Annotated in this window: 20 protein-coding genes and 1 tRNA gene; 19 read left to right on the forward strand and 2 right to left on the reverse strand. The window is 65.5% G+C overall.

The features are described 5' to 3' along the window. Nucleotides 1-24 precede the first annotated feature (24 nt). From DQG17_RS13425 to rraA, 6 genes are read left to right on the forward strand one after another with little or no spacing between them, the layout of a single operon-like run. Entirely contained in the window at nt 25-957 is a 933-nt protein-coding gene (locus DQG17_RS13425; RefSeq protein WP_116133610.1) for an ABC transporter permease, read from the forward strand. Next, entirely contained in the window at nt 930-1,814 is an 885-nt protein-coding gene (locus tag DQG17_RS13430) for an ABC transporter permease (RefSeq protein WP_116133357.1), read from the forward strand. The genes DQG17_RS13425 and DQG17_RS13430 overlap by 28 nt, the downstream gene beginning before the upstream one ends. Next, a complete protein-coding gene (locus DQG17_RS13435; RefSeq protein ID WP_116133358.1) occupies nt 1,811-2,806 on the forward strand; it encodes an ABC transporter ATP-binding protein in 996 nt (331 codons plus the stop codon). Before DQG17_RS13430 ends, DQG17_RS13435 begins: the two co-directional genes overlap by 4 nt. Next, a complete protein-coding gene (locus DQG17_RS13440) occupies nt 2,803-3,810 on the forward strand; it encodes an ABC transporter ATP-binding protein (protein WP_116133359.1) in 1,008 nt (335 codons plus the stop codon). The genes DQG17_RS13435 and DQG17_RS13440 overlap by 4 nt, the downstream gene beginning before the upstream one ends. Next, a complete protein-coding gene (locus DQG17_RS13445) occupies nt 3,807-5,321 on the forward strand; it encodes a carboxypeptidase M32 (RefSeq protein WP_116133360.1) in 1,515 nt (504 codons plus the stop codon). Before DQG17_RS13440 ends, DQG17_RS13445 begins: the two co-directional genes overlap by 4 nt. Then, nucleotides 5,318-5,827 (forward strand): ribonuclease E activity regulator RraA, encoded by a 510-nt coding sequence (rraA, locus tag DQG17_RS13450; protein WP_116133361.1) that lies wholly within the window; start codon nt 5,318-5,320, stop codon nt 5,825-5,827. The genes DQG17_RS13445 and rraA overlap by 4 nt, the downstream gene beginning before the upstream one ends. A gap of 36 nt (nt 5,828-5,863) precedes the next feature. Here the strand turns inward: rraA and DQG17_RS13455 are convergent, their stop codons facing one another. After that, nucleotides 5,864-7,339: a M81 family metallopeptidase gene (locus DQG17_RS13455; protein WP_116133362.1), complete on the reverse strand. Its 1,476-nt coding sequence runs from the start codon at nt 7,337-7,339 to the stop codon at nt 5,864-5,866. Nucleotides 7,340-7,353: 14 nt separating this feature from the next. Continuing rightward, entirely contained in the window at nt 7,354-8,241 is an 888-nt protein-coding gene (locus DQG17_RS13460) for a MurR/RpiR family transcriptional regulator (protein WP_116133363.1), read from the reverse strand. A 254-nt stretch (nt 8,242-8,495) separates the two neighbouring features. Here DQG17_RS13460 and DQG17_RS13465 point away from each other — a divergent pair, with 254 nt between their 5' ends. The 13 genes from DQG17_RS13465 to DQG17_RS13525 all read left to right on the forward strand — a co-directional run bounded on the left by DQG17_RS13465 (nt 8,496) and on the right by DQG17_RS13525 (nt 22,744). Next, nucleotides 8,496-9,833 carry an aspartate aminotransferase family protein gene (locus DQG17_RS13465; RefSeq protein WP_116133364.1) on the forward strand — a complete coding sequence of 446 codons (1,338 nt, stop codon included), beginning with the start codon at nt 8,496-8,498 and terminating at the stop codon, nt 9,831-9,833. Next, nucleotides 9,830-11,368 carry a M81 family metallopeptidase gene (locus tag DQG17_RS13470; protein ID WP_116133365.1) on the forward strand — a complete coding sequence of 513 codons (1,539 nt, stop codon included), beginning with the start codon at nt 9,830-9,832 and terminating at the stop codon, nt 11,366-11,368. Before DQG17_RS13465 ends, DQG17_RS13470 begins: the two co-directional genes overlap by 4 nt. After that, nucleotides 11,365-12,948 (forward strand): ABC transporter substrate-binding protein, encoded by a 1,584-nt coding sequence (locus tag DQG17_RS13475; RefSeq protein ID WP_116133366.1) that lies wholly within the window; start codon nt 11,365-11,367, stop codon nt 12,946-12,948. The genes DQG17_RS13470 and DQG17_RS13475 overlap by 4 nt, the downstream gene beginning before the upstream one ends. Before the next feature lie 70 nt (nt 12,949-13,018). Next, nucleotides 13,019-13,963 carry an ABC transporter permease gene (locus DQG17_RS13480; protein WP_116133367.1) on the forward strand — a complete coding sequence of 315 codons (945 nt, stop codon included), beginning with the start codon at nt 13,019-13,021 and terminating at the stop codon, nt 13,961-13,963. Then, complete coding sequence (locus DQG17_RS13485; RefSeq protein WP_116133368.1) at nt 13,960-14,826, forward strand: ABC transporter permease; 867 nt, start codon at nt 13,960-13,962, stop codon at nt 14,824-14,826. Before DQG17_RS13480 ends, DQG17_RS13485 begins: the two co-directional genes overlap by 4 nt. Continuing rightward, the gene (locus tag DQG17_RS13490) at nt 14,823-16,478 is read left to right on the forward strand and encodes an ABC transporter ATP-binding protein (protein WP_116133369.1); all 1,656 of its coding nucleotides are present in this window, start codon (nt 14,823-14,825) and stop codon (nt 16,476-16,478) included. Before DQG17_RS13485 ends, DQG17_RS13490 begins: the two co-directional genes overlap by 4 nt. Continuing rightward, nucleotides 16,475-17,347 carry a carbon-nitrogen hydrolase family protein gene (locus DQG17_RS13495; RefSeq protein ID WP_116133370.1) on the forward strand — a complete coding sequence of 291 codons (873 nt, stop codon included), beginning with the start codon at nt 16,475-16,477 and terminating at the stop codon, nt 17,345-17,347. Before DQG17_RS13490 ends, DQG17_RS13495 begins: the two co-directional genes overlap by 4 nt. After that, the gene (locus tag DQG17_RS13500) at nt 17,316-17,903 is read left to right on the forward strand and encodes a carboxymuconolactone decarboxylase family protein (RefSeq protein ID WP_198666119.1); all 588 of its coding nucleotides are present in this window, start codon (nt 17,316-17,318) and stop codon (nt 17,901-17,903) included. Before DQG17_RS13495 ends, DQG17_RS13500 begins: the two co-directional genes overlap by 32 nt. Before the next feature lie 272 nt (nt 17,904-18,175). Beyond that, nucleotides 18,176-19,360: a serine hydrolase gene (locus tag DQG17_RS13505; RefSeq protein ID WP_116133611.1), complete on the forward strand. Its 1,185-nt coding sequence runs from the start codon at nt 18,176-18,178 to the stop codon at nt 19,358-19,360. Between the two features lie 377 nt (nt 19,361-19,737). Next, a complete protein-coding gene (locus tag DQG17_RS13510) occupies nt 19,738-20,769 on the forward strand; it encodes an NADP-dependent oxidoreductase (protein WP_116133372.1) in 1,032 nt (343 codons plus the stop codon). Nucleotides 20,770-20,796: 27 nt separating this feature from the next. Then, on the forward strand, nt 20,797-21,471 hold the full coding sequence (locus tag DQG17_RS13515; protein WP_116133373.1) for a type 1 glutamine amidotransferase domain-containing protein: 675 nt from the start codon (nt 20,797-20,799) through the stop codon (nt 21,469-21,471). A 311-nt stretch (nt 21,472-21,782) separates the two neighbouring features. Further along, a tRNA-Trp gene (locus tag DQG17_RS13520) sits at nt 21,783-21,858 on the forward strand. 301 nt (nt 21,859-22,159) lie between these two features. Then, nucleotides 22,160-22,744 carry a nuclear transport factor 2 family protein gene (locus tag DQG17_RS13525; RefSeq protein ID WP_116133374.1) on the forward strand — a complete coding sequence of 195 codons (585 nt, stop codon included), beginning with the start codon at nt 22,160-22,162 and terminating at the stop codon, nt 22,742-22,744. Nucleotides 22,745-22,986: the final 242 nt, after the last annotated feature.

A 22,986-nucleotide genomic window follows, 5' to 3' on the forward strand; every position in this document is an offset into this window, starting at 1 on the left:
ACGAACGTCCGGGCGCCCCGCGTGATGCTTGAATACGTCCTTCGCAGAATCCTGCAACTGATCCCGACGCTGCTGTTCATTCTGGTCGTTGTCTTTGCGCTGGTGCGTCTGCTGCCGGGCGATCCGGCAAGTGCCGTGCTGGGTGACCGGGCACTCGACGCGGACGTCGAACGGATCAACCGCGAGCTCGGCCTCGATCAGCCGATCCCGGTGCAGTTCGTGCTGTTCGTGAAGTCCTTCGTGACCGGCGATCTGGGCAATTCGATTGCGCTCAAGGTGCCGGTCTCGACGCTGATCCTCGAACGCCTGCCGGTCACCATGATGCTGACCTTCATGGCCGCGGTGTTCGCTGTGGCGACCTCGGTGCCGCTGGCGTTTCTGGCGGCACTGCGGCGGGGCCGCGCCACCGACACCGTGATCCGCAGTGGGTTTCAGGTCGGCCTGTCGATGCCGGTCTTCTTCGTTGGACTTGTGCTGCTGACCGTGTTTGGCGCCCGCCTGCGCTGGTTCCCGGTCGGCGGCTATGGCGAGGGGTTTTTCGACCACGTCTATCACCTGATCCTGCCCTCGATCACACTTGCGCTGTCGCTGTCGGCGGTGCTGATGCGCAACCTGCGCTCGGCGGTGATCAACGTGCTCGATGCCGATTATGTGGCATTCGCCGAATCGAAAGGGCTGCGCAGCGGCATCATCCTGTTTCGTCATATCCTCAGAAACGCGCTGATCTCGACCCTGGCGATCTTCGGGCTGTCGATCGGCACGCTGCTCGGCGGCGCAGTCATCACCGAGAGCGTCTTTGCCGTGCCCGGCGCCGGCCGTCTGATGGTCGACAGCATCTATGGCCGCGACTATCCGGTGGTGCAGGGGCTGACCGTGGCGCTCGCGGTGCTGGTTTCGCTGACTTTCCTGACCACCGACCTGATCCAGGCATGGCTCGACCCGAGGTTGAAGAAGTGACCGATCTGCCCGCAGACGTCCCAGCGGATGCCCCGGCACGGTCCGCCCGCAGGCGCGCCCTGCCCGCAGCCCTGATCGGGGGCACCGTCATCCTCGGGCTGAGCCTGATCCTTGCCGTCTTCCCGTCGGTCTTCGCCCCCTACGATCCGCTCGCCTTCGACTATGGCGCGATCCTGCAGCCGCCCAGCCCGGCCCATCCGATGGGCACCGACAATTTCGGCCGCGATATCCTCAGTCGGGTGATCCACGCCTATACCATCGACATGCAGATTGCGGTCCTGGGCACCATATTCCCGTTCGTCTTCGGCACCGCGGTCGGCGCCATCGTCGGCTATCTCGGCGGGTTCGCCGAGACGATCTTTGGCCGGATCGTCGATGTGGTCATCACCTTCCCGTTTCTGGTGCTGGTGATCGCCATCGTCTCGGTTCTGGGGCCGGGTCTTGCCAACATGTATATCGCGGTCGGGCTGGTCGGCTGGGTGTTCTATGGCCGGATCGTCGCCGCCGAGGTGAAGGTGCAAAAACAGCTCGACTATGCCGACGCCGGGCGGGTGATGGGCTATACCCATTCGCGGATCGTGTTTCGCCACCTGCTGCCGAATTCGATCACCCCGGCCATCGTCTACTGGATGACCGACATGGCGCTGATCATCCTGCTGGGATCGAGCCTTGGCTATCTCGGCCTCGGCGCCCAGCCGCCCGCCGCCGAATGGGGCGTGCAGATCGCCGAGGGCAAGAATTTCATGACCACCGCCTGGTGGATCGCGGTCTTCCCGGGCGCCGCCATCGTCATCACCGGCCTCGGGTTCAGCCTGCTAGGCGACGGGCTGGCCGAAGTGCTGAGGGCGCGCCGATGACCGCAGCCCCGGCTCTGTCCGTCCGCAACCTCACAACGACCTTCGATCTGGGCGCCTCGCGCGTCGCCGCGGTGCGCGACGTGTCCTTCGATGTGATGCCGGGCGAGGTGCTGGGCCTTGTCGGCGAAAGCGGGTCCGGCAAAAGCGTCACCCTGCGGTCGCTGACCCGGCTGCTGCCGTCCGGCGCCGAGGTATCGGGGCAGGTGATCTGGCAGGGGCGCAACCTTGTCGGGCTGGCGCCGAAGGATCTTCGCAAGGTACGCGGCGGCGAAATCTCGATGATCTTTCAGGAGCCGGCGACAGCCCTGAACCCGGTGCTGCCGATCCGGGTTCAGATCGAAGAGAACCTGCGCGCCCACACAACGCTCGACCGTGCCGGGCGGCGGCGTCGGTCGCAGGAACTGCTCGACCTCGTCGGCATTCCCGATGCGGCGCGGCGGCTCGACGAATATCCGCATCAGTTCTCGGGCGGGATGCGCCAGCGCGCGATGATCGCCATCGCGCTTGCCAGCGCGCCACGGCTGCTTCTGGCGGACGAACCGACAACCGCGCTTGACGTGACGATCCAGGATCAGATCCTGAACCTTATCCTCGATCTGCGGGACGAGCTTGGCATGAGCGTGGTGCTGGTCACCCACGATCTTGGCGTCATCGCCCAGACCTGCGACCGCATGGCGGTGATGTACGCCGGCCGGATCGTCGAAGAGGGGGGTGTGAGCCCCGTCCTTGGCCATCCGGCCCATGCCTATACGCTCGGTCTGCTCGGGTCGGTGCCACAGGCCGGGACCGAACGCACGGTGCTGCGCTCGATCGAGGGCACGCCGCCGGCGCTGTCGGCGATCCCGCCCGGCTGCGCCTTTGCGCCCCGCTGCGTATTTGCGACCGACATCTGCCGCACCAGAGCGCCAGAACTGGTCGGGACGACCGAGGGCCACGCCGCCGCCTGTCATCACAGTGCCATGGTACGCCATCAACTGGGGGTCAGCGCATGACTGCGGACCAGCCGCTGATCTCGGTCCAGGAGGTCTCGAAGAGTTTCGAGCTGAAGCGCACGCTCTCCGAGCGGTTCAGCGGCCTGCCGCCACGGGCGGTTCATGCGCTCAATGGTATCAACCTCGACATCCGGCGCGGCGAAACGCTGGGACTGGTGGGCGAAAGCGGGTGTGGCAAGTCGACCCTCGCACGCTGTCTGGTGCGGCTCTACGAGGTCGACGGCGGCCGGGTCTGGTTCGAGGGGCGCGACATTGCCGGGCTGTCCGGCACCGGATTGCGGGCCTTCAACCGCCGGGTCCAGATGATCTTCCAGGATCCCTACAGTTCGCTCAATCCGCGGATGAGCGTGGCGCAGACCCTGGCCGAGGCGCTGAATGTCCACAGGATGGTGCCGCCCGGACGGGTCGCTGCGCGCATTGCCGAGCTGCTGGAGCTGGTCGGTCTGCCGCAGGATGCCGCCGGCAAGCACCCGCACGAATTCTCGGGCGGTCAGCGGCAGCGGATCGGCATCGCGCGTGCGCTCTCGGTCGAACCCGAGGTGCTGGTCGCGGATGAACTCGTCTCGGCGCTTGATGTCTCGGTCCAGGCGCAGGTGGTGAACCTGCTGCTGGAACTGCAGGAAAAGCTCGACCTCACGGTGGTTTTCGTCGCGCACGACCTGCGTCTTGTGCGCCATGTCTCGCACCGGGTCGCGGTGATGTATCTTGGCAAGGTGGTCGAGATCGGCCCGACCGAGGAGTTGTTCCGCGCCCCCCGGCACCCCTATACCCAGGCGCTTCTCAAGGCGGCGCCGTCGCTCGACCCGAGCCAGCGCAGCCGCAAGGTGGCGGCCCGCGGCGAACTGCCCAGCCCCATCGACCTGCCCTCGGGCTGCCTGTTCAACAGCCGGTGTGCGCATGTGACCGCGCATTGCCGGGCCGAGGTCCCGCGTCTCGAACCGCGCCGCGGCGTGCATCAGGTCGCGTGTCTCATCGACCCCTCAGATCGGACTGACCCCTCATGACCTACCAGACGTTCGAGGCGCAGATCGCGCGCGTCAACGACATCCTCTGCACGCTGAACCTGCTCGCCTGGGACAGCCGGACCATGATGCCGGCGGGCGGGGTCGAGGCGCGCGCCGAACAGGTGGCGACGCTGACCTCGCTGGCGCGCGAACTTGCGACCGGCGACGACATGGCCCGTGCCATCGATGGGGCAAAGAACGACCTAGCAAATGCGGCACCGGACGACATTCGTGTGCGCGCCGTGGCCCGCGCCGAACAGGAACTGGCGGTGCTTTGCGCGGTGCCGCCCGAGGTGACCAACCGGCTTGCCGCCATGTCGGCCCGCGCCCACAGCGCCTGGGTCGCGGCGCGGGCGGCGAACGATTTCGCCGCCTATGCGCCGATGCTCGAACAGATCATGGCGCTGCAACGTCAGGTCGCTTCGGCCATCGGGGGCGCGCATCCCTATGACGCCATGGTGGGGCGGTTCGAGCCGGGGATGACCTGGGCGCGGTTGCAGGAGATCTATGCTGAGCTCAAGACTGCCATCGTTCCGCTGATCGGGCGGGCCCGCGCGGCTGGCACGCCGCGCCACGATTTCATGTCCCGCGCCTTTCCTGTACCGGCGCAGAAGTCCTTCGCACTGGGGCTGGCGGGCCGGATGGGATACGACCTCGGCCGCGGGCGGCTCGACGATACGGCGCATCCGTTCGAGATTTCGTTCACCCGCGGCGACGTGCGCATTACCAGCCGGTTTCACGAGACGAACTTTCCGGGCGGGGTCTTTGCGCTCTGGCACGAGGCCGGGCACGCGATGTACGAACAGAACATCGCGCCCGAATTCACCCGCACGATCTTTGCGACCGACCTTGTGAACCTTTATGCCGTCGGCGGCGCGAGCTTTTCCATGCACGAGGCGCAATCGCGGATGTGGGAAAACCGCGTCGGGCGGACGCCGGAATTCTGGGATCTGCACTATGGTGCGCTGCGCGATGCCTTCCCCGACCAGCTTTCCGACGTGAGTGTCGAGACGTTCTGGCGCGCGGTAAACCGGGTGAACCCCAGCCTGATCCGCGTCGAGGCGGACGAGCTGACCTATGACATGCACATCATTCTGCGTTCCGAGATCGAGGCGGCGCTGATGGCGGGCGACATCGCGGTGAACGACCTGCCAGCGGTCTGGAGCGAAAAGATGAAGACGCTGCTCGACGTCGACGTGCCCGACGATGCCAGCGGCGTGCTGCAGGATGTCCACTGGGCGCATGGCTATGTCGGGTCGTTTCCGACCTACACGCTTGGGAATATCATGTCGGCGCAGCTTTTTGCCGTCGCCGAGACGGCGCCTGGGGTACGTGACGGGCTGCGGACGGGGAATTATGCGCCGCTTTTCGCCTTCATGCGCGAGGCGGTCTGGCGCCACGGCCGCGCCGCCACGCCTGATGAGACGTTGCAACGGGTGGCGGGCAGTGCACTCGATCCGGCCGCCTACATTGCCCATCTTTCCCACAAGGTCGAAAGGCTGGTCGCATGAGCACGCTGCCCCCTCAGCCCGCGATCGTGACCGCGGATCTTTTTGACGCGCATCACGACCAAATCGCCGTGATCGACCTGCAGTTCCGCTCCTTCGGGCGCTTCGCAAGCTTCTTTGGCCCGGCCGCTACCCTGCGATGTTTCGAGGATCACACGCCGGTGCTGGCACAGCTCGAGACTCCCGGACAGGGGCGGGTGCTGGTGGTCGACGCGCGCGGGTCGCTTCGGGTCGGCGTCATGGGCGACCGGCTGGCGGCGAAGGCGGTCGCCAACGGCTGGCGCGGCGTCGTCATCAACGGGGCGATCCGCGACAGTCTGGGGATTGATGCGCTGGAACTCGGGGTGCGGGCGCTTGGCACGACTGCGCGCCGCGGCTGGTTGCAAAACCCCTCCGAGACCGCAGTGTCGGTCACCATCGGCGGTGTCAGCGTGAGCGCGGGGCACTGGATCTATGCCGACCGCGACAGCGTGATCGTTGCCCCGGCCGAGCTGCCTCTGGAGCCCTAGGCACAGGCTTCGCGTGGCAAGGATTGGGGCGGGCGTTCACAGGAATTCCGCCGGGACATGGCGGTAGGGCAGCGTCGAAAGGTCGACCGGCGCCAGCCCGGCACAGTCCAGATCGATGATCTGGCTGCAAAGGTCCTGAAAACCCGCCCGGAAATGGTTCTTGGCCTTGACCGCGAAGATCGCCACCTCTGCCAGGTCGATCCCGTGCAGGTCGCACCAGGCGGGGTCGTTGGCGCTCTGGCAGGTTTCGCAGATCACCACGCGCATCTGCCCCTGCCGCAGTACCGCCGTCCGGCCAAGGTCGATCTGGCGGCCGTATTCCATCGGCCCGCGGTTGCGGAACCGCCCGTCGGTCAGGCGTTCGACCACGCCCTCGAACGGCACCGGGGCGCCGAATTCGGGCAGTATCCGCCCGCCAAGGCCGCAGGAAATGGCCGCGCCTTCGCCCAAGTCATGGGCGCGGGCGACAAGGCCCGGATCGAAGAAGAAACAGAACACGGTCGGAAGATCCGGCGCCGCCTCGACCAGTGCCCGGAACTGCGCCGTGGTGTCGCCGATCCCGCCTGACAACGGGTTGTCCGCCGGATCGACAAGCGCGATCGGCCAGCCAGCCCCGGCATCGAGATCGGCCAGGGCCTTTGCAACCGCGGTCGGTGCATCTGGCAGCGTGATCGCAAAGTCACCGCTGCGCGCCAGATAGGCCGCCGACAATCGCGCGATTGCCGGGGCCGGATCGCGGTCGGGCAGGTGGGTCACGGTGACGATGGCGCGGGTGTTTTGCGTATCGGCATAGGCGAAGCCGCCGAAAAGCGAGACATCCTCGAACCCCTCCGCCGCGCATTCCGTGTCTGCCATGGCAACGAGCTCGGCCATCGGTCCGGCGTCTGTGCGCATGCCATGCGACAGCGGCAGGAAGTCAAGCTGGCGCAGTTCGATCCGTGGGCGCACACCGGTTTCAAAGGCGCGCTCCATGGCCGAAAGCGCGCGCAGCGCCGTGGCGTCCATATCGACGTGGGGATAGCTGTGATAGCCCGACAGGATGTCCACAACCCCGACCAGCGTGGGGTCGAGGCAGGCGTGCATGTCGAAACTGACCGCCAGCAGGGGATCGGGCCCGATGGCCCGGCGCAGCGCGGTCAGGAAGCTGTAGTCGGGCGAGAGATCGCCCTCGGCCACCATGGCGCCATGCAGCGACAGATAGACCCCGTCCCAGTCGCCAGCCTGCAGGTCCTCCAGAATCTCCCGGGTGATCGCCGCGCAGGCATCGCGCGTCACAGGTCCCAGCGGCGGCGCCGAGGTGCAGCGCGACACGGTGACATCCCAATGGGGATGGTCGTCCAGAAAACCCGCCAGCCCGCCCAGTTCGGTCGCCGTGCTGCGGGCGTCTGCCAGGGCTTCCTTTCCCTTCGTCCATTCGCGGCGACGGAAATCATCCAGCGTGGTGGCGACCGGATTGAAGCTGTTGGCCTCGTGCCAGATGCGGGCAACAGCGATGCGGCGGGGGGCTGGCATGGGGCCTCTTTCGGTCAGATCCGGCGGGGCGGGATCGTGTTGGTGTAGATGTTGAGCGAGGCCAGATGCTGGTCTGCCCGTTGCAGGGCGTCGAGCGAGGCCTGCCGGTCGCGGTTGGCCAGCAGGCCGCAGAGCACCTCAGAAACCGCCAGCGCTGGGGTCAGGGTGTGAAAGAAGGTCTGGCTTTCGGTGGCGCACAGGATCGATGCCTCGGAAATCCCGATCAGCGGCGAGACCTCGCTGTCGGTGATCGCGACGATGCCGATTTTCTTCTCGCGGGCGAGCCGTGCAATTTCCAGCGTCTGCAGCGCATAGGGGCTGATCGAGATCACCAGCAGCACATCCTGATCGCCGGCGCGCAGCAGGCCATCGACGCCGGTACCGGCCGGCCCGTCGAGATGCACGCTCTTGTCGCCCAGAAGCGTCATCACATAGTGAAAATGCCAGGCGACCGAATGGCAGGACCGCAGCCCGAGGACATAGACCCGCCGTGCCGCCGCCAGCCGGTCTGCGACCGCCTGCAGGCGCGCCAGCGACTCGGGCTCGCTCAGCCGGGCGATCTGGCCGGACAGGCTTTGCAACATGCGGTGCGCCAGCCCGCTGCCCGCCTCTGTGCCCGCGTTGTCGCGTTCGATGGCGCGGGCGGCGAACCCGTCGGCGCGCAGGCGCAGCGCATCCGAGAAATGCACGCGGATGTCCTCGAACCCCGCCAGCCCCAGGAATTTCGCCAGCCGTGTCATGGTCGCCGGCTGCACCCCGGCATTGCGTGCCAGTTCGCGCATCGAGACAAGCGCAACCTCCTGCGAGTGTTCGAGGATATAGCGCGCGGCCGCCTGCAGCTGCGGCGACATGGCATCAAAGCGCTCGACGATCCGGTCTCTCACGGCGCCTTGTTGCAACATTCGATTCACCTTTCAGATAGAGGCATGCGTCTACTCTGGCGATTCCCTAAGGGAAACACAAAATATACTCACATTCTTTCCACAAAATTCCAGAACTGCTGAAGATTTGAACGTTTCACCAAAAGCGAACACGATCCACTCGGAACTTTACGTCTCGATATGAAACAAGTGTTGCAAATCCTGTCGTGCTCTGCAAGGCAAAGATACGCCGCGGGTGCGTCCCGCGATTTCGCCGCAGAACCCGGGAAGCAGACATGACCAGGATCCTCCACCGCTCGATCGGGGCCGAACTCCCCCGCGCCGCCTCAGGCAGGGGTGTCACCATCACCGACGGCGAAGGGCGAAGCTATATCGACGGATCCGGCGGCGCGGCCGTAAGCTGCCTTGGCCACAGCCACCCCGAGGTGCTGGAGGCGATGCGGGCGCAGATGGAGAGGATCTCCTATGCCCACACGTCGTTTTTCACCACGGATGCGGCCGAAGACCTGGCAGATCGCCTGACCGGGCTTGCCCCGGATCCGCTCGACTATGTCTATCTGGTCTCTGGCGGTTCCGAGGCGGTCGAGGCGGCGCTGAAGATGGCGCGGCAGTATTTCGTCGAGATCGGACAGCCGCAGCGGCGCCATATCATCGCCCGCAGGCAAAGCTATCACGGGAACACCATCGGCGCGCTGGCCACCGGCGGAAACGCGATGCGGCGGGCGCAGTTCCGGCCGATCCTGCCCGAGACGCATCACGTGTCGCCCTGCTACGCCTATCGCGACCAAAAGCAGGGCCAGAGCCCCGAGGCCTATGGCGCGAGCCTGGCCGATGAGCTTGAGGCCAAGATCCGCGAATTGGGCGAGGACAAGGTGATGGCCTTTGTGGCCGAGCCGGTCGTCGGCGCGACGCTTGGCGCCGTGCCGCCCGTGACAGGTTACTTTGACCGGGTGCGCGAGGTTTGCGACCGCTACGGCGTGCTGCTGATCCTTGACGAGGTGATGTGCGGCATGGGCCGGACCGGCACCATCTTTGCCTTCGAGCAGGAAGGCATCGTCCCTGACATCGTCACCATCGCCAAGGGTTTGGGGGGCGGCTTTCAGCCCATCGGGGCGGTTTTGCTGTCGGACCGGATCTATCAGGCGTTCCGGCAGGGATCGGGCCTGTTCCAGCACGGGCACACCTATATCGGCCACCCGATTGCCACCGCAGCCGCCAACAAGGTGGTCGAGATTCTGGCGCGCGATGGCATGATGGCGCATGTCATCGCCATGGGCGAGCGGCTGCAGGCGGGGCTCGACGCAGCCCTCGGCCAGTCGCCGTACGTCGGAGATCTCCGCGGCCGTGGTCTGTTTCGCGGCATCGAGATCGTCGCCGACAAGAACAGCAAGACGCCCTTCGACCCGGGCCTGAAACTCCATGCGAGGATCAAGAAGGCGGCAATGGCCCGCGGCCTGCTGTCCTATCCCATGGGCGGCACCATCGACGGGATCCGTGGCGATCACGTGCTGCTCGCCCCGCCCTATATCTGCAGCGACCTCGAGATCGACCAGATCGTCGAGCGGATCTCGGGTGCCATTCTGGACGTGACCGGGCAGGCCGCCGCGCGATGAGCTATCGGATCGCCTTTGCCGGCTTCAATCTCGAGTCGGTGACCGCGGTGCCGCAGGTCTCGACCCGCGCGGATTTCGAGCGGGTCTGCTTTCGCGGTGCCGAGATCGCCGGCCATTTCCGGGGCACGAACACCGTCGCGGGTGGCACGCTGAAGGCGCTGGAAACCGCCGGTGCCGAGGTGGTGGCGCTGTCTCATTCGCTGCTTGGTGCGCTCGGCCCGGCCAGCGATGACGCCGTCGAGGCCTTCGTGGACGAGCTCGCGGCGAGCCTGATCGCCTCGGGTCCGCTCGACGGGCTGGTGCTGCATCTGCATGGCGCCTGCTGGGCGCCCGGGGTCGAGGATGTCGAACGCCACATCATCGACCGCATCCGCGCTGCCGTGCCCGATCTGCCGATTGCCGTGCCGCTGGATTACCATGGCAATGTCGACGCCCGTACGTTTGCCGGGGCCGACATCGCCGTCGCCTATCGCCATTCGCCCCATATCGACATGGGCGAAACCGGCGAACGCGCGGCCCTGGCCTTGCTGCGGCTGCTCGACAGCGGCGTGAAGCCGGGCCTTGCCGTCGCCCGGCCCGGCATCGTCATCCCCTCGATCATGTCCGCGACCGCTCTTGAACCGCTCGCGACGATCATCGCCGAGGCCCGCGCCATCGAGGCAGCGGGCGACTGCGATATCTCGGTCATGGGCGGCTTTGCCTATTCGGACGATGCCATTACCGGCATGTCGGTGATCTGCCTCGACTGGGACGGTCAGGCAGCCGCAGAGGCCAAGGCCAGGGCTCTGTCGGCGCGTCTGTGGGAGGCGCGCGAGGCGTTGACCCGTGCGATCCCGGTCTGGGGGCTGGGCGACGCGCTGGAGGATATCGCCGCGCATCGGCCCAAGGGCGGTCCCGTCGTTCTTGTCGAACATGCGGACCGGATGAACGATTCCACCCACATCTTGCGGGCGCTGGTGGGGCGGGACTGCGGCCGGGACTGGGGCCGGGTTGGCGTGCCCTTCCTGCTCGATCCCGAAAGCGCAGCAAAGGCCCATGCGGCGGGCGCCGGGGCCGAGGTCACGCTGGCGCTCGGCGGCAAGAGCGCGCCTGAAACCGGTGGCCCCCTGACGCTGACGGCAAGGGTGCTGTGGTCGGGTGAAAAGTCATACACAGTAACCGGCCGCTACCAGCAGGGTGCGCCGGTCGATCTGGGCCTGACCGCGCTGATCGAGATTGGCCGGATCCGCATCTCGGTCGTGTCGCATTTCGCGTTCGCCGTCGATGGCGACCCGTTCTACATCTTCGACGAAGCCCCCGAGGATTACGACCTGATCCTGCTGCGCTCGAAGACCCATTTCCGGGATTTCTATGAGCCGCTGGCCGATACGATCTATGTGGTCGACACGCCCGACCTTGGTCCTGCCGACGTGCGGCTGATTCCCTATCGCAGATTTGACACCGCCCGCGCCTATCCTTGGTGCGCGGCGCCCCCGGTTTTCCCAACGCGACCCAAAATGACCGACCCCCAAAAACCGACAAGGAGAGGTAAATGAAATTGTTTGGATTGAAGACACTTGGCCGCGTGGCGCTGGTCGCCGGGTCCATGGCAGCGCTTCCCGCCTGGGCCGAAACCACACTGACCGCGGTGATGCAGGCCCCCCTGCGCTCGCTCGATCCGCATCTGAGCACGGCGCAGATCGTACGGACCCATGGTTTCATGGTCTTCGAAACCCTTTTGGGCATGGATGCGAACTATCAGCCGCAACCGCAGATGGCCGACTACACTGTCTCGGACGACAAGCTGACCTATACTTTCACCCTGCGCGATGGTCTGAAATGGCATGACGGAACCCCGGTCACGGCCGAGGATTGCGTGGCGTCGCTGAACCGATGGGCGCAGAAGGACGGGTCTGCCGGCACCATGATGAAATACGTGGACAGCATCGAGGCGACCTCGGACAAGGTGCTCGTCATCCATATGAAATCGCCCTTTGGCCCAGTGCTGGAGCTGCTGGCAAAGCCGTCTCCGATCCCGGCCTTCATGATGCCGAAGCGTCTGGCCGATACGCCCGTCGGTGAACAGATCTCCGAGATCATCGGCTCCGGCCCGTTCAAGTTCGTGGCCGAGGAATACCGTCCCGGCGATCAGGCCGTCTATGTGAAGAACGAGGACTACATCCCGCGCGAGGAACCCTCCAGCTGGACTGCGGGCGCCAAGGTCGTGAACGTCGACCGGGTGGTGTGGAAGGCGATGCCGGACATGCAGACCTCGATCAACGCCATCCAGTCGGGCGATGTGGATCTGATCGAACAGGTCACCATCGACCTGCTGCCGTTGCTGGCGATGAACGACGAGGTCGAGACCGCCGTCCTCAACCCGCTCGGCGCACAGGTCACCGGCCGATTCAACCACCGCCTGCCGCCTTTCGACGATCCGCAGGTCCGCAAGGCGGTGATGTACGCGCTCGATCAGGAGACGATCATGCAGACGGCAATCGGCAACGCCGATTACTATCAGCTTTGCGCCTCGATCTATGGCTGCGAGGTGCCGCTGGCCTCTGACGCGGGGTCTGAATACCTGGAAGGCACCGCGGACGAGCGGATGGCCAAGGCCAAGGAGATCCTGGCGGCGTCGAGCTATGACGGGACGCCCGTGCTGATGATGCAGCCGACCGACCTGACCGTGCTGACCACCCAGCCCATCGTCGCGGCCGAGCGGATGCGCGAAGCGGGCTTCACGGTCGACGTGGACTCGATGGACTGGTCCACCCTGCAATCGCGCAAGAACGGCTGGCAGCCGGTGTCCGAGGGCGGCTGGAACTTTTTCTTCACCTATTGGGGTGTGGCAGGGATCTGGAACCCGCTGGTGCATTCGTTGATCAACGGTTCGGGCGACGACAACAGCTGGGCCGGCTGGCCGGTCAACGCCAGGATCGAAGAGCTGCGCGCGGCCTACCTGACCGCCGGCACGCTCGACGAGCAAAAGCAGATCGCCGAGGAAATCCAGCAGATCGCCTGGGATGACGGCTTCTATTTCAACGCCGGCGAGTTCAAGTCCGTGGCGGCCTGGCGCACCGAGCTGAAGGATCTGCAGTCGGCCCCGATCACGCTGTTCTGGGGCGTCAGCAAGTAACGCCTGAAAGACCCGCGGGCGGCGGCTCGATCTGCCGCCCGCATCCTTTTCCGCCGATCCGGAGCACGCGATGCTTTCCTATTTCCTGCGCAGGCTGCTGATGGCCATCCCGGTGATGTTCTTTGTCGCCGTGTTCGTCTTCCTGCTGCTGAGGCTTACGCCCGGCGATCCGGCCCAGGCCATTGCCGGCGATCAGGCCACGCCCGCCCAGTTGCAACAGATCCGCGAGAGCCTTGGCCTGAACGAACCGCTGTCGGTGCAGTTCGTCACCTGGATCGGCAGGATGGCCCATGGCGATTTCGGGGTCTCGCTGATCTCGCAGCAGCCGGTCCTCAAGATGATCGGTCAGCGGATCGGACCGACTGTCGCGCTGGCACTGGTGGCGATGGGGTTGACGGTTCTGATCTCGTTGCCGATGGGGGTGCTGGCCGCCTGGCGGCACGGCGGGCTGACCGACCGCGCGGTGATGGCCTTCTCGGTGATCGGATTCTCGGTGCCGGTCTTCGTGATCGGCTATGTCCTGATCGGCGTCTTCGCGGTGAACCTGAAATGGTTCCCGGTTCAGGGCTACAAGCCATTGGCCGACGGGATCGGACCCTTTGCGCACCGCATCTTCCTGCCCGGACTGGCGCTTGCCTCGATCTATATCGCGCTGGTGTCGCGGATGACCCGCGCCTCGATGCTGGAAGTGCTGCGCGAGGATTACGTGCGCACCGCCCGCGCCAAGGGTCTGCCCGAGATTGTCGTGCTGTTCCGCCACGCGCTGCGCAACGCCGCGATCCCGATCCTGACCGTGGTCGGCACCGGCTTTGCCATGATGATATCCGGCGTCGTCGTCACCGAGACCGTCTTCAACATTCCGGGCCTCGGCCGTCTTGTCGTCGATGCGGTTCTGGCGCGCGACTATCCGTTGATCCAGGCCATCATCCTGCTGACCGCGGGCACCTATGTGCTGATCAACCTGCTGATCGATCTGTCCTATGCGCTGACCGACCCGAGGATCCGTTTCCAATGAGCCTGACGACAAGCGCCCCCGAAAGCCCGCGTCGCCGCCTGATGGACGCGCCGCCGCACTGGACCACCGTGCTGGCATCGGTCGTGCTGATCGCCATCGTCCTGATGGCGCTGTTCGCGCCGGTCATCGCCAACTTCGAGCCGACCAGTCTGAACGCGATGAAGCGGTTGAAACCGGCGGATGCGACCTACTGGATGGGCACCGACAGCTATGGGCGCGACCTGTTTTCGCGCGTCGTCTATGGTGCGCGGGTCTCGCTGATGGTGGGCGCAGGCGTCGCTCTGGGGTCCATCGTCATCGGGCTGCCGCTCGGCCTGCTGGCCGGGTGGTTCCGCGGGCTCGATGCCGTGCTGATGCGGATGATGGACGGGCTGATGGCGATCCCCGGCATTCTGCTGGCCATCGCCATCGTGGCCCTGACCAACGCCGGGCTGACCACGGTCGTCATCGCCATCATGCTGCCCGAGATCCCGCAGGTCGTCCGCCTTGTCCGCTCGCGCGTGCTGGCAACGCGGTCCGAGACCTTCGTCGATGCGGCCGTGCTGCTTGGCACCGCGCCGCTGCGGCTGATCTGGCGCCACCTTCTGCCCTCGACCCTGGCACCGCTGATCGTGCAGGGCACCTATATCTATGCCGCCGCGATCCTGACCGAGGCCGCGCTGTCGTTTCTGGGGGTCGGCATCGGCACCGAAACGCCAAGCTGGGGCAACATCATGGCCGAGGGGCGGCTTTATTTCGCGATGAACCCCTGGCTGGTGTTCTGGCCCGCCATCGTGCTGTCGCTCTGCATCCTGTCGATCAACCTTCTGGGGGATGCCCTGCGCGACAGGCTCGATCCCAAGATGAAAGGACGGTCCGCATGAGCGTCGATCCGGTCCTTTCGGTGCGCAACCTGAAGGTTGCAACCGCCGCCCGCCGCCCCGCCGAGATCCTGAAAGGGATCAGCTTTGACATCCACCCGGGCGAGACGCTTTGCCTTGTGGGCGAAAGCGGGTCGGGCAAATCCGTCACCTCGCTTGTCACCATGGGCCTGTTGCCGCGCGGCGAGCTTGAGGTGACGGCAGGCGAGGCGCGTCTGAACGGCGAGGACATCGTCGCGGCCACGCCCGCCCGCACAAGGGCACTGCGCGGGGCCGACATGGCGATGATCTTTCAGGAGCCCATGACGGCACTGAACCCGGTTCTGACGATCGGGCTGCAGATGGACGAGGTCTTCCGCGCCCACCGTGCCATGCGTGCGCCAGATCGCAAGGCGGCGGCGCTCGAAGCCTTCGCATCCGTTGGCTTGCCGAGTCCGGCACGGATCCATGACAGCTATCCGCATCAGCTTTCGGGCGGGCAGCGGCAGCGGGTCATGATCGCCATGGCGCTGGCGTTGAAGCCAAAGCTGCTGATCGCGGACGAACCGACCACGGCGCTCGACGTGACCACGCAAAAGCAGATCCTCGAACTGATCAGGCGTCTGCAGGAAGAACAGAACACCGCCGTCCTGTTCATCACCCACGACATGGGCGTTGTCGTCGACATCGCCGACCGGGTTTGCGTGATGCGCAACGGCGAGATCGTCGAGACAGGCGAGGTCGAGAAGGTCCTGAGCGCGCCAAGGCAGCAATACACCCGCGATCTGCTGGCCGCCGTTCCCGCGCTGACCCCGCGCCCGGCCCGGGCGCCGCACAGCCAGGACAGGGTGTTGGAGCTGATCGAGGTCAACAAGGTCTTCAGCCTCCAGTCCGCCATTTCGCGGCTGCTGGGGCGCGAAGGCCATTCGGTCCACGCCGTCAACAACGTCAGTTTCCGGCTGGAGCGTGGCCGGACGCTGGGGATCGTGGGCGAAAGCGGTTCGGGCAAGTCGACGGTGGCGCGCTGCGTGCTGCGGCTCGAAGATCCAAGCAGCGGCGCCATTCTGGTCAATGGCCACGATATCGCCCCGCTGCAGGGCCAGCGGGCGCTGGCCGAGGCGCGGCGCGCGGTCCAGATGATATTCCAGGACCCGAACCGATCGTTGAACCCGCGGTTGAGGATCGGCGAAAGCCTGATCGAGGGGCCGATGAACGCCGGCGAGGCACGAGTTGCGGCGCTGGCGCGTGCCGGCGATCTGCTGGAGGTCGTCCGCCTGCCGCGCGACAGCCTCGATCGCTATCCGCACCAGTTCTCGGGCGGCCAGCGGCAGCGGATCGCCATCGCGCGGGCCTTGATGATGTCGCCCGACGTCATCGTCGCGGACGAGGCGGTGTCGGCGCTCGATGTTTCGGTGCAGGCGCAGGTGCTGGACCTTCTGGCCGAGGTGCAGCAGCGCCAGAACCTTGCGGTGCTGTTCATCACCCACGACCTTCGGGTCGCGGCACAGATCTGCGACGACGTGATGGTGATGCGACGCGGCGAGGTTGTGGAATTCGGCCCGGCGGGCGACATTCTGGCACGACCGCAGCACGACTATACCCGCGCCCTGATCGAGGCCGCGCCCGGCCGCGACTGGGATTTCGCCCAAGGCCGCCGCATCCCGGAGCCCGCATGATAAGAACCAGCCTTGTCCAGTTCGACGCCAGACCGCTTGCGGCGGCCCTGAACCTGTCCCGGATCCGCGATATCATCGCAACCGAGGCAGACGAAGGCGCGGATCTGATCCTGTTTCCGGAGCTGTCGAACACCGGCTACATCGAGCCGCTCGTGCCGGGCGGGCCGTTCGTCAGCGATGTGCCGCACTATGGCGAGGCGCTGTGTGCGGCCTGCGCGGACCCGGCGGGCGAAGAGATTTCCGAGCTGGCGGCACTGGCGGCGCAAAAACAGGTAAGCCTCGTGCTGGGGCTCGGGCTGCGCGACCCGCGTCGCGTCGGGGTGATCCACAACGCCTCGGTCCTGATCACGCCCGAGGGTGTCGCGGGATACTATGTAAAGACCCACCAGTGGCAGAACGAGAAGCTGTACTTCACGCCGGGCAACGGGTTTCCCGTCTTTCCGGCGTTCGGCACCCGTCTTGGGATGCAGATCTGCTATGACATCCGTTTTCCCGAGGTGACCCGCATCCTCGCGCTGCAGGGGGCCGGCATTGTCACCTCGGTCTGGGCCTCGTTCGGCGCGGATGGCCTGGAGGTGGCCGATCCCGGCCTCTTCATCCATCGCGCCTATACCCGTGCGGTCGAGAACGGCGTCTTCTTCCTCAGTTGCAACCGCGCGGGCACCCACGGCGATCAGCGGTTTTTCGGCCGTTCCTGCGCACTTGCCCCCGATGGCAGGCTGCTGGGCGCGCTCGATCACGACCGCGAGGATGTGCTGCGCGTCGCGCTCGATCTGTCCGCGGTCGCTCGCTATCGCGCCGACACCGGCATCTGGGCGGACCGTCGTCCGGCGCTCTATGCCCCGTTTCTGGGTCCTCTCGAAAGTTGAAGCCTTGCCCCAATCCCCATGCCCCCCCTTGGACGATGCCGACTGGCCCGAACAGATTTCCGACCTGCGCGACGGGTTCGCCGGGGCGCTGAACGTCTATCGCACCATGGCGCACAACCCGGCACTGCTGCGGGCCTGGGCGCCGCTGCGCCAGCACGTCGTGAAAGACAGCCAGCTTGGCCCCGTCCGCTCGGAAGTCGTGATCCTGCGCACCGGGCTTCGGCTGGGATCGGAGTATGAATGGGCGCATCATGTCAGCCGCGCCCGCGCGCTGGGCCTCAAGGATGACCGGATCGCGGCCATCGCCGGGATGCCCGATGGCGAGGATGGCCTGATCGTCCGTGCCGTCGATGCACTGATCGACGACAAGCATCTGAGCCTGGAACAGGAAGCGGAACTTGCCGCCGTCATCGGCCGCGAGGCGGTGATCGACCTGATTGCGACCGTCGGGTTCTATTCGGTGCTGGGCTATCTGCTGCGCACCTATCAGACGCCCATCGATGCGCATGTCGCAGCCGAGATGGAGGCCAGCCCTCTCGGCGCGCAGCCGTTCTGAGCGAGGTTGCGCGCGCTTCTGTTACGGGCTGTCACCGGACGTTCAGGCGCCCGGACCCGACGTGTCGCGCGGGCCTCGGCAAATCCCGCGGCCGGCACCTCTGACGGCGACAGCCGCTGGTGGTGTCGGCGGCCGCGCATTTTCCGGTGATCGAGGCGAAGGTCGAACCGCGAGCGGTTGAACAGGTGAAGCCTGCCGTGCCATCTGCATCCAAAGGCGATGGGCCAGCGCTCGTCCGTCTGCACGAAATCGTCTTCGCAAAGGACCGTTCCATGTCGACCGTCAGCAACCTTGCAGAGGCGACAACGCTCGCCAATTGGCGCACACAGCCGTTCAACGGCTGGAGCTTTCACCACGTCGATGCCCTGGTGGACGGACGGCGCATCGGTGCCGACGGGCGGCAAAGCAGGCTTGATGCCGGGCCGCGGGTCGATCTTTCGACGATCCTTCTGCCCTCGGGCGAGACTGTCGAGGATGCCTTGGCGTCCTCCTGCACCGATGCCTTCATCGTCCTGCACCAGGGCCGGGTGGTCGCAGAACGCTATGACGCTCTGATGGGGCCGGAAGATCGGCACATTGTCTTCTCGGTTTCCAAGTCGCTGACCGGGTCGCTGGCGGGGGTTCTGGTGGAAACCGGCGCGCTTGATCCCGACGCACCGGTTGTCGACTACGTGCCCGAGCTGAAGGGTTCGGCCTGGGGCGATGCCAGTGTGCGTCACGTGCTCGACATGACCGTGTCGGTCCGCTTCATCGAGGATTACTTCGATCCGCAGGGCGATGTCGCGCGCTACCGGGTGGCGATGGATTGGAATCCGCCGGGCGAGCTGCCCTATGCCGGCGGTCTGCATGATTTCTTCCCGGGCCTTCCGAAGGACGCGGACGAACATGGCGAGACATTCCACTATGTCTCGCCCAATTCCGACGTGCTGGGCTGGATCCTCGAAAGGGCGTCGGGCAAGACCCTGGCCGAGCTGATGTCGCAGATGATCTGGACCCCGCTCGGGGCCGAGGCAGACGGGTGGATCACCGTCGACCGGAACGGCGCGCCGCGCACGGCGGGGGGCATCTGCGTCCGGGCGCGCGACCTTGCGCGCTTTGGCGAGATGATGCGCAACATGGGCCGGGCCAACGGCGTGCAGATCGTGCCAGAGGCGTGGGTCCGGGACATTCTGGCCAACGGCTCGCGCGAGGCATGGGCGCGGGGCGGCATGAAGGATCTGTTCCCGGCCGGCCACTACCGCTCCAAATGGTACGTTCCGGACAGCTTCCCGGGGGCAATGATGGCGGTCGGGATCCACGGTCAGTGGATCTGTTCCGACCCCGAGGCGGAGCTGACGATCGTGAAACTGTCCTCTCAGCCGCTTCCAGAGGACCTCGATCTGGATCGCAAGACCCTGTCGGTGTTCGCGGCGCTCAGGCAGTGTTTCCTGCACGGGCTCGAACAACCGGCCGATTGACGCCGCGGCGGCCTGATCCTGCCGGGCATCCGAGGTTCGGGTCGTCCGCACCGGCAAGCGGTTGGGCATGTCCGTGGAATCGACCCCAACTTGGTACCAACGGTTCGTCGGGGGGTGCCTTGCACCCAAAGCGCGCGGCCACTGACGTTCTTCGCGGAGCACTTTCCGATGCAGATCCATGGCGGATGGGCATTGTTGACGCGCCCATCGGCCCTATATCGGAACTCGACTGCCATTGACGCGAGCGGCGCCGCCACGCTTGCGCCCATGTAGGACCCTCCGCTCAGCCGACGCCGTGCGCCGTATGCCGCGGCATCCGTCGGCTTCGCCAACAACCATCGTCGGGCCCCGGGCCGGACCCCCAAAGGACATCCCTCATGACACAATCCAGCACCCAAAATCGCAGGTTCGTTCTGGCCGAACGCCCCAAGGGCGAACCCGATGACAGCACCCTGCGGCTGGAGACCGTCGATCTGCCGACCCCCGGCAAGGGCCAGATGCTGCTGCGCAACGAATATCTCTCGCTCGACCCCTACATGCGCGGCAGGATGAGCGACGCGCCCTCCTATGCCGCCCCGGTCGAGGTCGGCGCCGTGATGGTGGGCGGCACGGTCGCACAGGTGGTCAGCTCGGACGTCTCCGGCTTTGCGCCGGGTGACTGGGTCGTCGCCTTTGGCGGTTGGCAGGACTACGCGCTGTCCGATGGCACGGGCGTGATCAACATGGGCAAGGCGCCCCAGACCCCTTCCTGGGCGCTTGGTGTGCTGGGCATGCCGGGCCTTACCGCCTGGGCGGGCCTGACCCAGATCGGTCAACCGAAAGCCGGGGAAACCCTGGTGGTCGCGGGGGCCAGCGGCCCGGTCGGCGCAACCGTGGGTCAGATCGGCAAGATCCTCGGCCTTCGCGTTGTGGGCATCGCGGGCGGCGCCGAGAAATGCGCGCATGTGGTTGAAACGCTCGGTTTTGACGCCTGCATCGACTACAAGGCCGACGGCTTTCCCGAGGCGCTGAAAGCGGCCGTTCCCGAAGGCATCGACATCTATTTCGAGAATGTCGGCGGCGCGGTCTTTGATGCGGTGCTGCCGCTGCTCAACACCTCGGCCCGTGTTCCGGTCTGTGGCCTGATCTCGCAATACAACGCCACCTCGCTGCCCGATGGCCCCGACCGCCTGAGCCTGCTGATGGGCACGATCCTGCGCAAGCGGATGACCATGCGCGGCTTCATCGTCTTTGACGATTTCGGCCATCTCTATCCAGAATTCGCCAGGCAGATGGGCGATTGGGTGAAGCAGGGAAAGATCCAGTATCGCGAGGAAATGATCGAGGGGCTGGAACAGGCGCCCGCGGCCTTCGTTGGCCTGCTGCGAGGCGAGGCGTTTGGCAAGCGTGTCATCAAGCTGAGCGTTTGAAACCAACAGACGAAAGGTAATGATCCGATGAACATTCTCATGGTTCTGACATCCCACGACCAGTTGGGCGACACTGGCAAGAAAACCGGCTTCTGGCTCGAGGAATTCGCGGCCCCCTATTATGTCTTCAAGGATGCCGGCGCCGAGATCACCCTTGCGTCGCCCAAGGGCGGCCAACCGCCGCTTGACCCGTCAAGCGATGCCGAGGATGCCCAGACCGAGGCCACGAAACGCTTCAAGGGGGACGAAGACGCGCAGAAGGCCCTGGCCAGCACCAAGGTCCTTTCGACGGTTTCCGCAGACGGCTTCGACGCCATCTTCTATCCCGGCGGGCACGGCCCGCTGTGGGACCTCGCGGAGGACGGCGACAGCAAGACGCTGATCGAGACCTTCGCGGCAAGCGACCGTCCCATCGGCGCGGTCTGCCACGCCCCGGCGGTATTCCGCCACCCCAAGGGTGCCGACGGCAAGCCGCTGGTTGCCGGACGGACGGTGACCGGTTTTACCAATAGCGAGGAAGAAGGTGTCGGCCTGACCGAGGTCGTGCCGTTCCTGGTCGAGGATATGCTGGTGGCCAATGGCGGCGACTACCAGAAGGGCGCCGACTGGGGTTCTTTCGTGGTGACCGACGGCAAACTGGTGACAGGCCAGAATCCCGCCTCCTCCGAGGAAGCGGCACGCAAGCTGCTGAGCCTTCTGTAGGGCGCAGCCGGATCTTGCCGGCACGCCATTCTGGATGCGCGGGAAACGTGCGACCACATCCTCAGTCGGGGCAGGGTGCGGGCCGATCTGGTATTGCCGAAGGCGGCGCCGATTTGCCCGGCACGGCCATGGTGTTGGCGTGCGATGACGATGGGGGCGGCAATCGGCGCGCTGCGGCCGGGGCTTGGCGAGCCGTCGCCGCGGCGCCATGAGAACGGAACAAGCACAGAACAGGAAACCGATAACTTGCGTGGCGGCACCCGCAACCCGCTTGACGCCCCCGACCGAAAAACCTAAGAAACGCGGGCCGTAGGGGTATAGCTCAGCTGGTAGAGCGACGGTCTCCAAAACCGTAGGTCGCGGGTTCGAGCCCTGCTGCCCCTGCCATTCAATCCATTGAGAACTTCGGGATCAAGAGTCGATTCCCTTGGACCAGTCGGGCTTCCAGTCGGGTGTCCTTTTCCGGCTTCGTGTGCCTCGCGCTTGCTCATGGCGGCGTCGGCAAGCCGCGAGTCGCGGCTCGGATAGTGCGCGTCGAGGTCCCGGGCGGTGGGACGCAGGCGGCGCGCCATCCACCGCACGTAACGTTTGATCGGCAGGAAAAATCAGGCGATCAAGACGTCAAACGGCAGTCCGCCTGGGGAATGTCGGATTGAATCAGGTTCCACCGACCTGAGAAGGAAAAGACATGAAGCAAATTGCGTCCCTGGCTTTGACGGTCCTACTCGTCGCCGCGCCCTCCCTGCCAGCTCTCGCCGAGGCCGCGCTTCCGGAAGGGGCAAGCATCGCGAAAGATGCCAAGGCACTTCTCACCTACACGCCCAAAGCCAATCCCGGCACGGCCGATTTTGACGCGACCGATCGGCTGGCCATCGCCAATCAGATCTACGCCTACTCATTTGCATATGACAATTACGAGTCAGAGGCGTGGTTCGATCTGTTCACCTCTGACGCCGTGTTTGTCGCCGGGGTTCCGGGAGAGCAGGCGATTTCATTCAGCGGAGACGGCTTCCGGACGTTTTGGACAGAACGTATGAAAGAATTCAGCTCCTCCGGGAATCAGCGCCGCCATCTGATGACAAACATCCTGTTTCTCGGCCAGACGGCAGACACTGCCCATGTCAGTGTTACCGGACTTTTGACCAATGCGACGAATGGCAAGACTTTCGCCGCGGTGAGCAGCCTGAATTATGAAGGATGGCTGGTGAAAGGTTCGGACGGCTGGAAAATCCAGCGCTGGCATGACTTTCCGGATTCTGTCGTTCCTGAATGATATTCTCAAACTGCCACGAACAAATGGGCAATGGGTGATTAACTGTCTCGAGGGTGGCGGCTGTTCTGCATGACTCCGCTACCGGCTACGGTGGGACCGACAGGCGGTACTGCCGGGCACCGTAGCCAGGGAGATTGTGCGTCGACTGAGAGAAAGCGAGCCTCCACGTCGACACTGGGCTAGACCGGCAGTGCGGACAAAGCGGCCGCCGAGATTTATGGCGTGATGGCAATCACACCTGA

It is taken from the genome of Tropicimonas sp. IMCC34043, from assembly GCF_003390845.1.
Lineage (GTDB): Bacteria > Pseudomonadota > Alphaproteobacteria > Rhodobacterales > Rhodobacteraceae > Tropicimonas.

Coding starts and splice junctions, on each gene's coding strand:
- DQG17_RS13425 (WP_116133610.1), top strand. CDS start 25: ATGCTTGAATACGTCCTTCGCAGAATCCTGCAACTGATCCCGACGCTG.
- DQG17_RS13430 (WP_116133357.1), top strand. CDS start 930: ATGGCTCGACCCGAGGTTGAAGAAGTGACCGATCTGCCCGCAGACGTC.
- DQG17_RS13435 (WP_116133358.1), top strand. CDS start 1,811: ATGACCGCAGCCCCGGCTCTGTCCGTCCGCAACCTCACAACGACCTTC.
- DQG17_RS13440 (WP_116133359.1), top strand. CDS start 2,803: ATGACTGCGGACCAGCCGCTGATCTCGGTCCAGGAGGTCTCGAAGAGT.
- DQG17_RS13445 (WP_116133360.1), top strand. CDS start 3,807: ATGACCTACCAGACGTTCGAGGCGCAGATCGCGCGCGTCAACGACATC.
- rraA (WP_116133361.1), top strand. CDS start 5,318: ATGAGCACGCTGCCCCCTCAGCCCGCGATCGTGACCGCGGATCTTTTT.
- DQG17_RS13455 (WP_116133362.1), bottom strand. CDS start 7,339: ATGCCAGCCCCCCGCCGCATCGCTGTTGCCCGCATCTGGCACGAGGCC.
- DQG17_RS13460 (WP_116133363.1), bottom strand. CDS start 8,241: ATGTTGCAACAAGGCGCCGTGAGAGACCGGATCGTCGAGCGCTTTGAT.
- DQG17_RS13465 (WP_116133364.1), top strand. CDS start 8,496: ATGACCAGGATCCTCCACCGCTCGATCGGGGCCGAACTCCCCCGCGCC.
- DQG17_RS13470 (WP_116133365.1), top strand. CDS start 9,830: ATGAGCTATCGGATCGCCTTTGCCGGCTTCAATCTCGAGTCGGTGACC.
- DQG17_RS13475 (WP_116133366.1), top strand. CDS start 11,365: ATGAAATTGTTTGGATTGAAGACACTTGGCCGCGTGGCGCTGGTCGCC.
- DQG17_RS13480 (WP_116133367.1), top strand. CDS start 13,019: ATGCTTTCCTATTTCCTGCGCAGGCTGCTGATGGCCATCCCGGTGATG.
- DQG17_RS13485 (WP_116133368.1), top strand. CDS start 13,960: ATGAGCCTGACGACAAGCGCCCCCGAAAGCCCGCGTCGCCGCCTGATG.
- DQG17_RS13490 (WP_116133369.1), top strand. CDS start 14,823: ATGAGCGTCGATCCGGTCCTTTCGGTGCGCAACCTGAAGGTTGCAACC.
- DQG17_RS13495 (WP_116133370.1), top strand. CDS start 16,475: ATGATAAGAACCAGCCTTGTCCAGTTCGACGCCAGACCGCTTGCGGCG.
- DQG17_RS13500 (WP_198666119.1), top strand. CDS start 17,316: ATGCCCCGTTTCTGGGTCCTCTCGAAAGTTGAAGCCTTGCCCCAATCC.
- DQG17_RS13505 (WP_116133611.1), top strand. CDS start 18,176: ATGTCGACCGTCAGCAACCTTGCAGAGGCGACAACGCTCGCCAATTGG.
- DQG17_RS13510 (WP_116133372.1), top strand. CDS start 19,738: ATGACACAATCCAGCACCCAAAATCGCAGGTTCGTTCTGGCCGAACGC.
- DQG17_RS13515 (WP_116133373.1), top strand. CDS start 20,797: ATGAACATTCTCATGGTTCTGACATCCCACGACCAGTTGGGCGACACT.
- DQG17_RS13525 (WP_116133374.1), top strand. CDS start 22,160: ATGAAGCAAATTGCGTCCCTGGCTTTGACGGTCCTACTCGTCGCCGCG.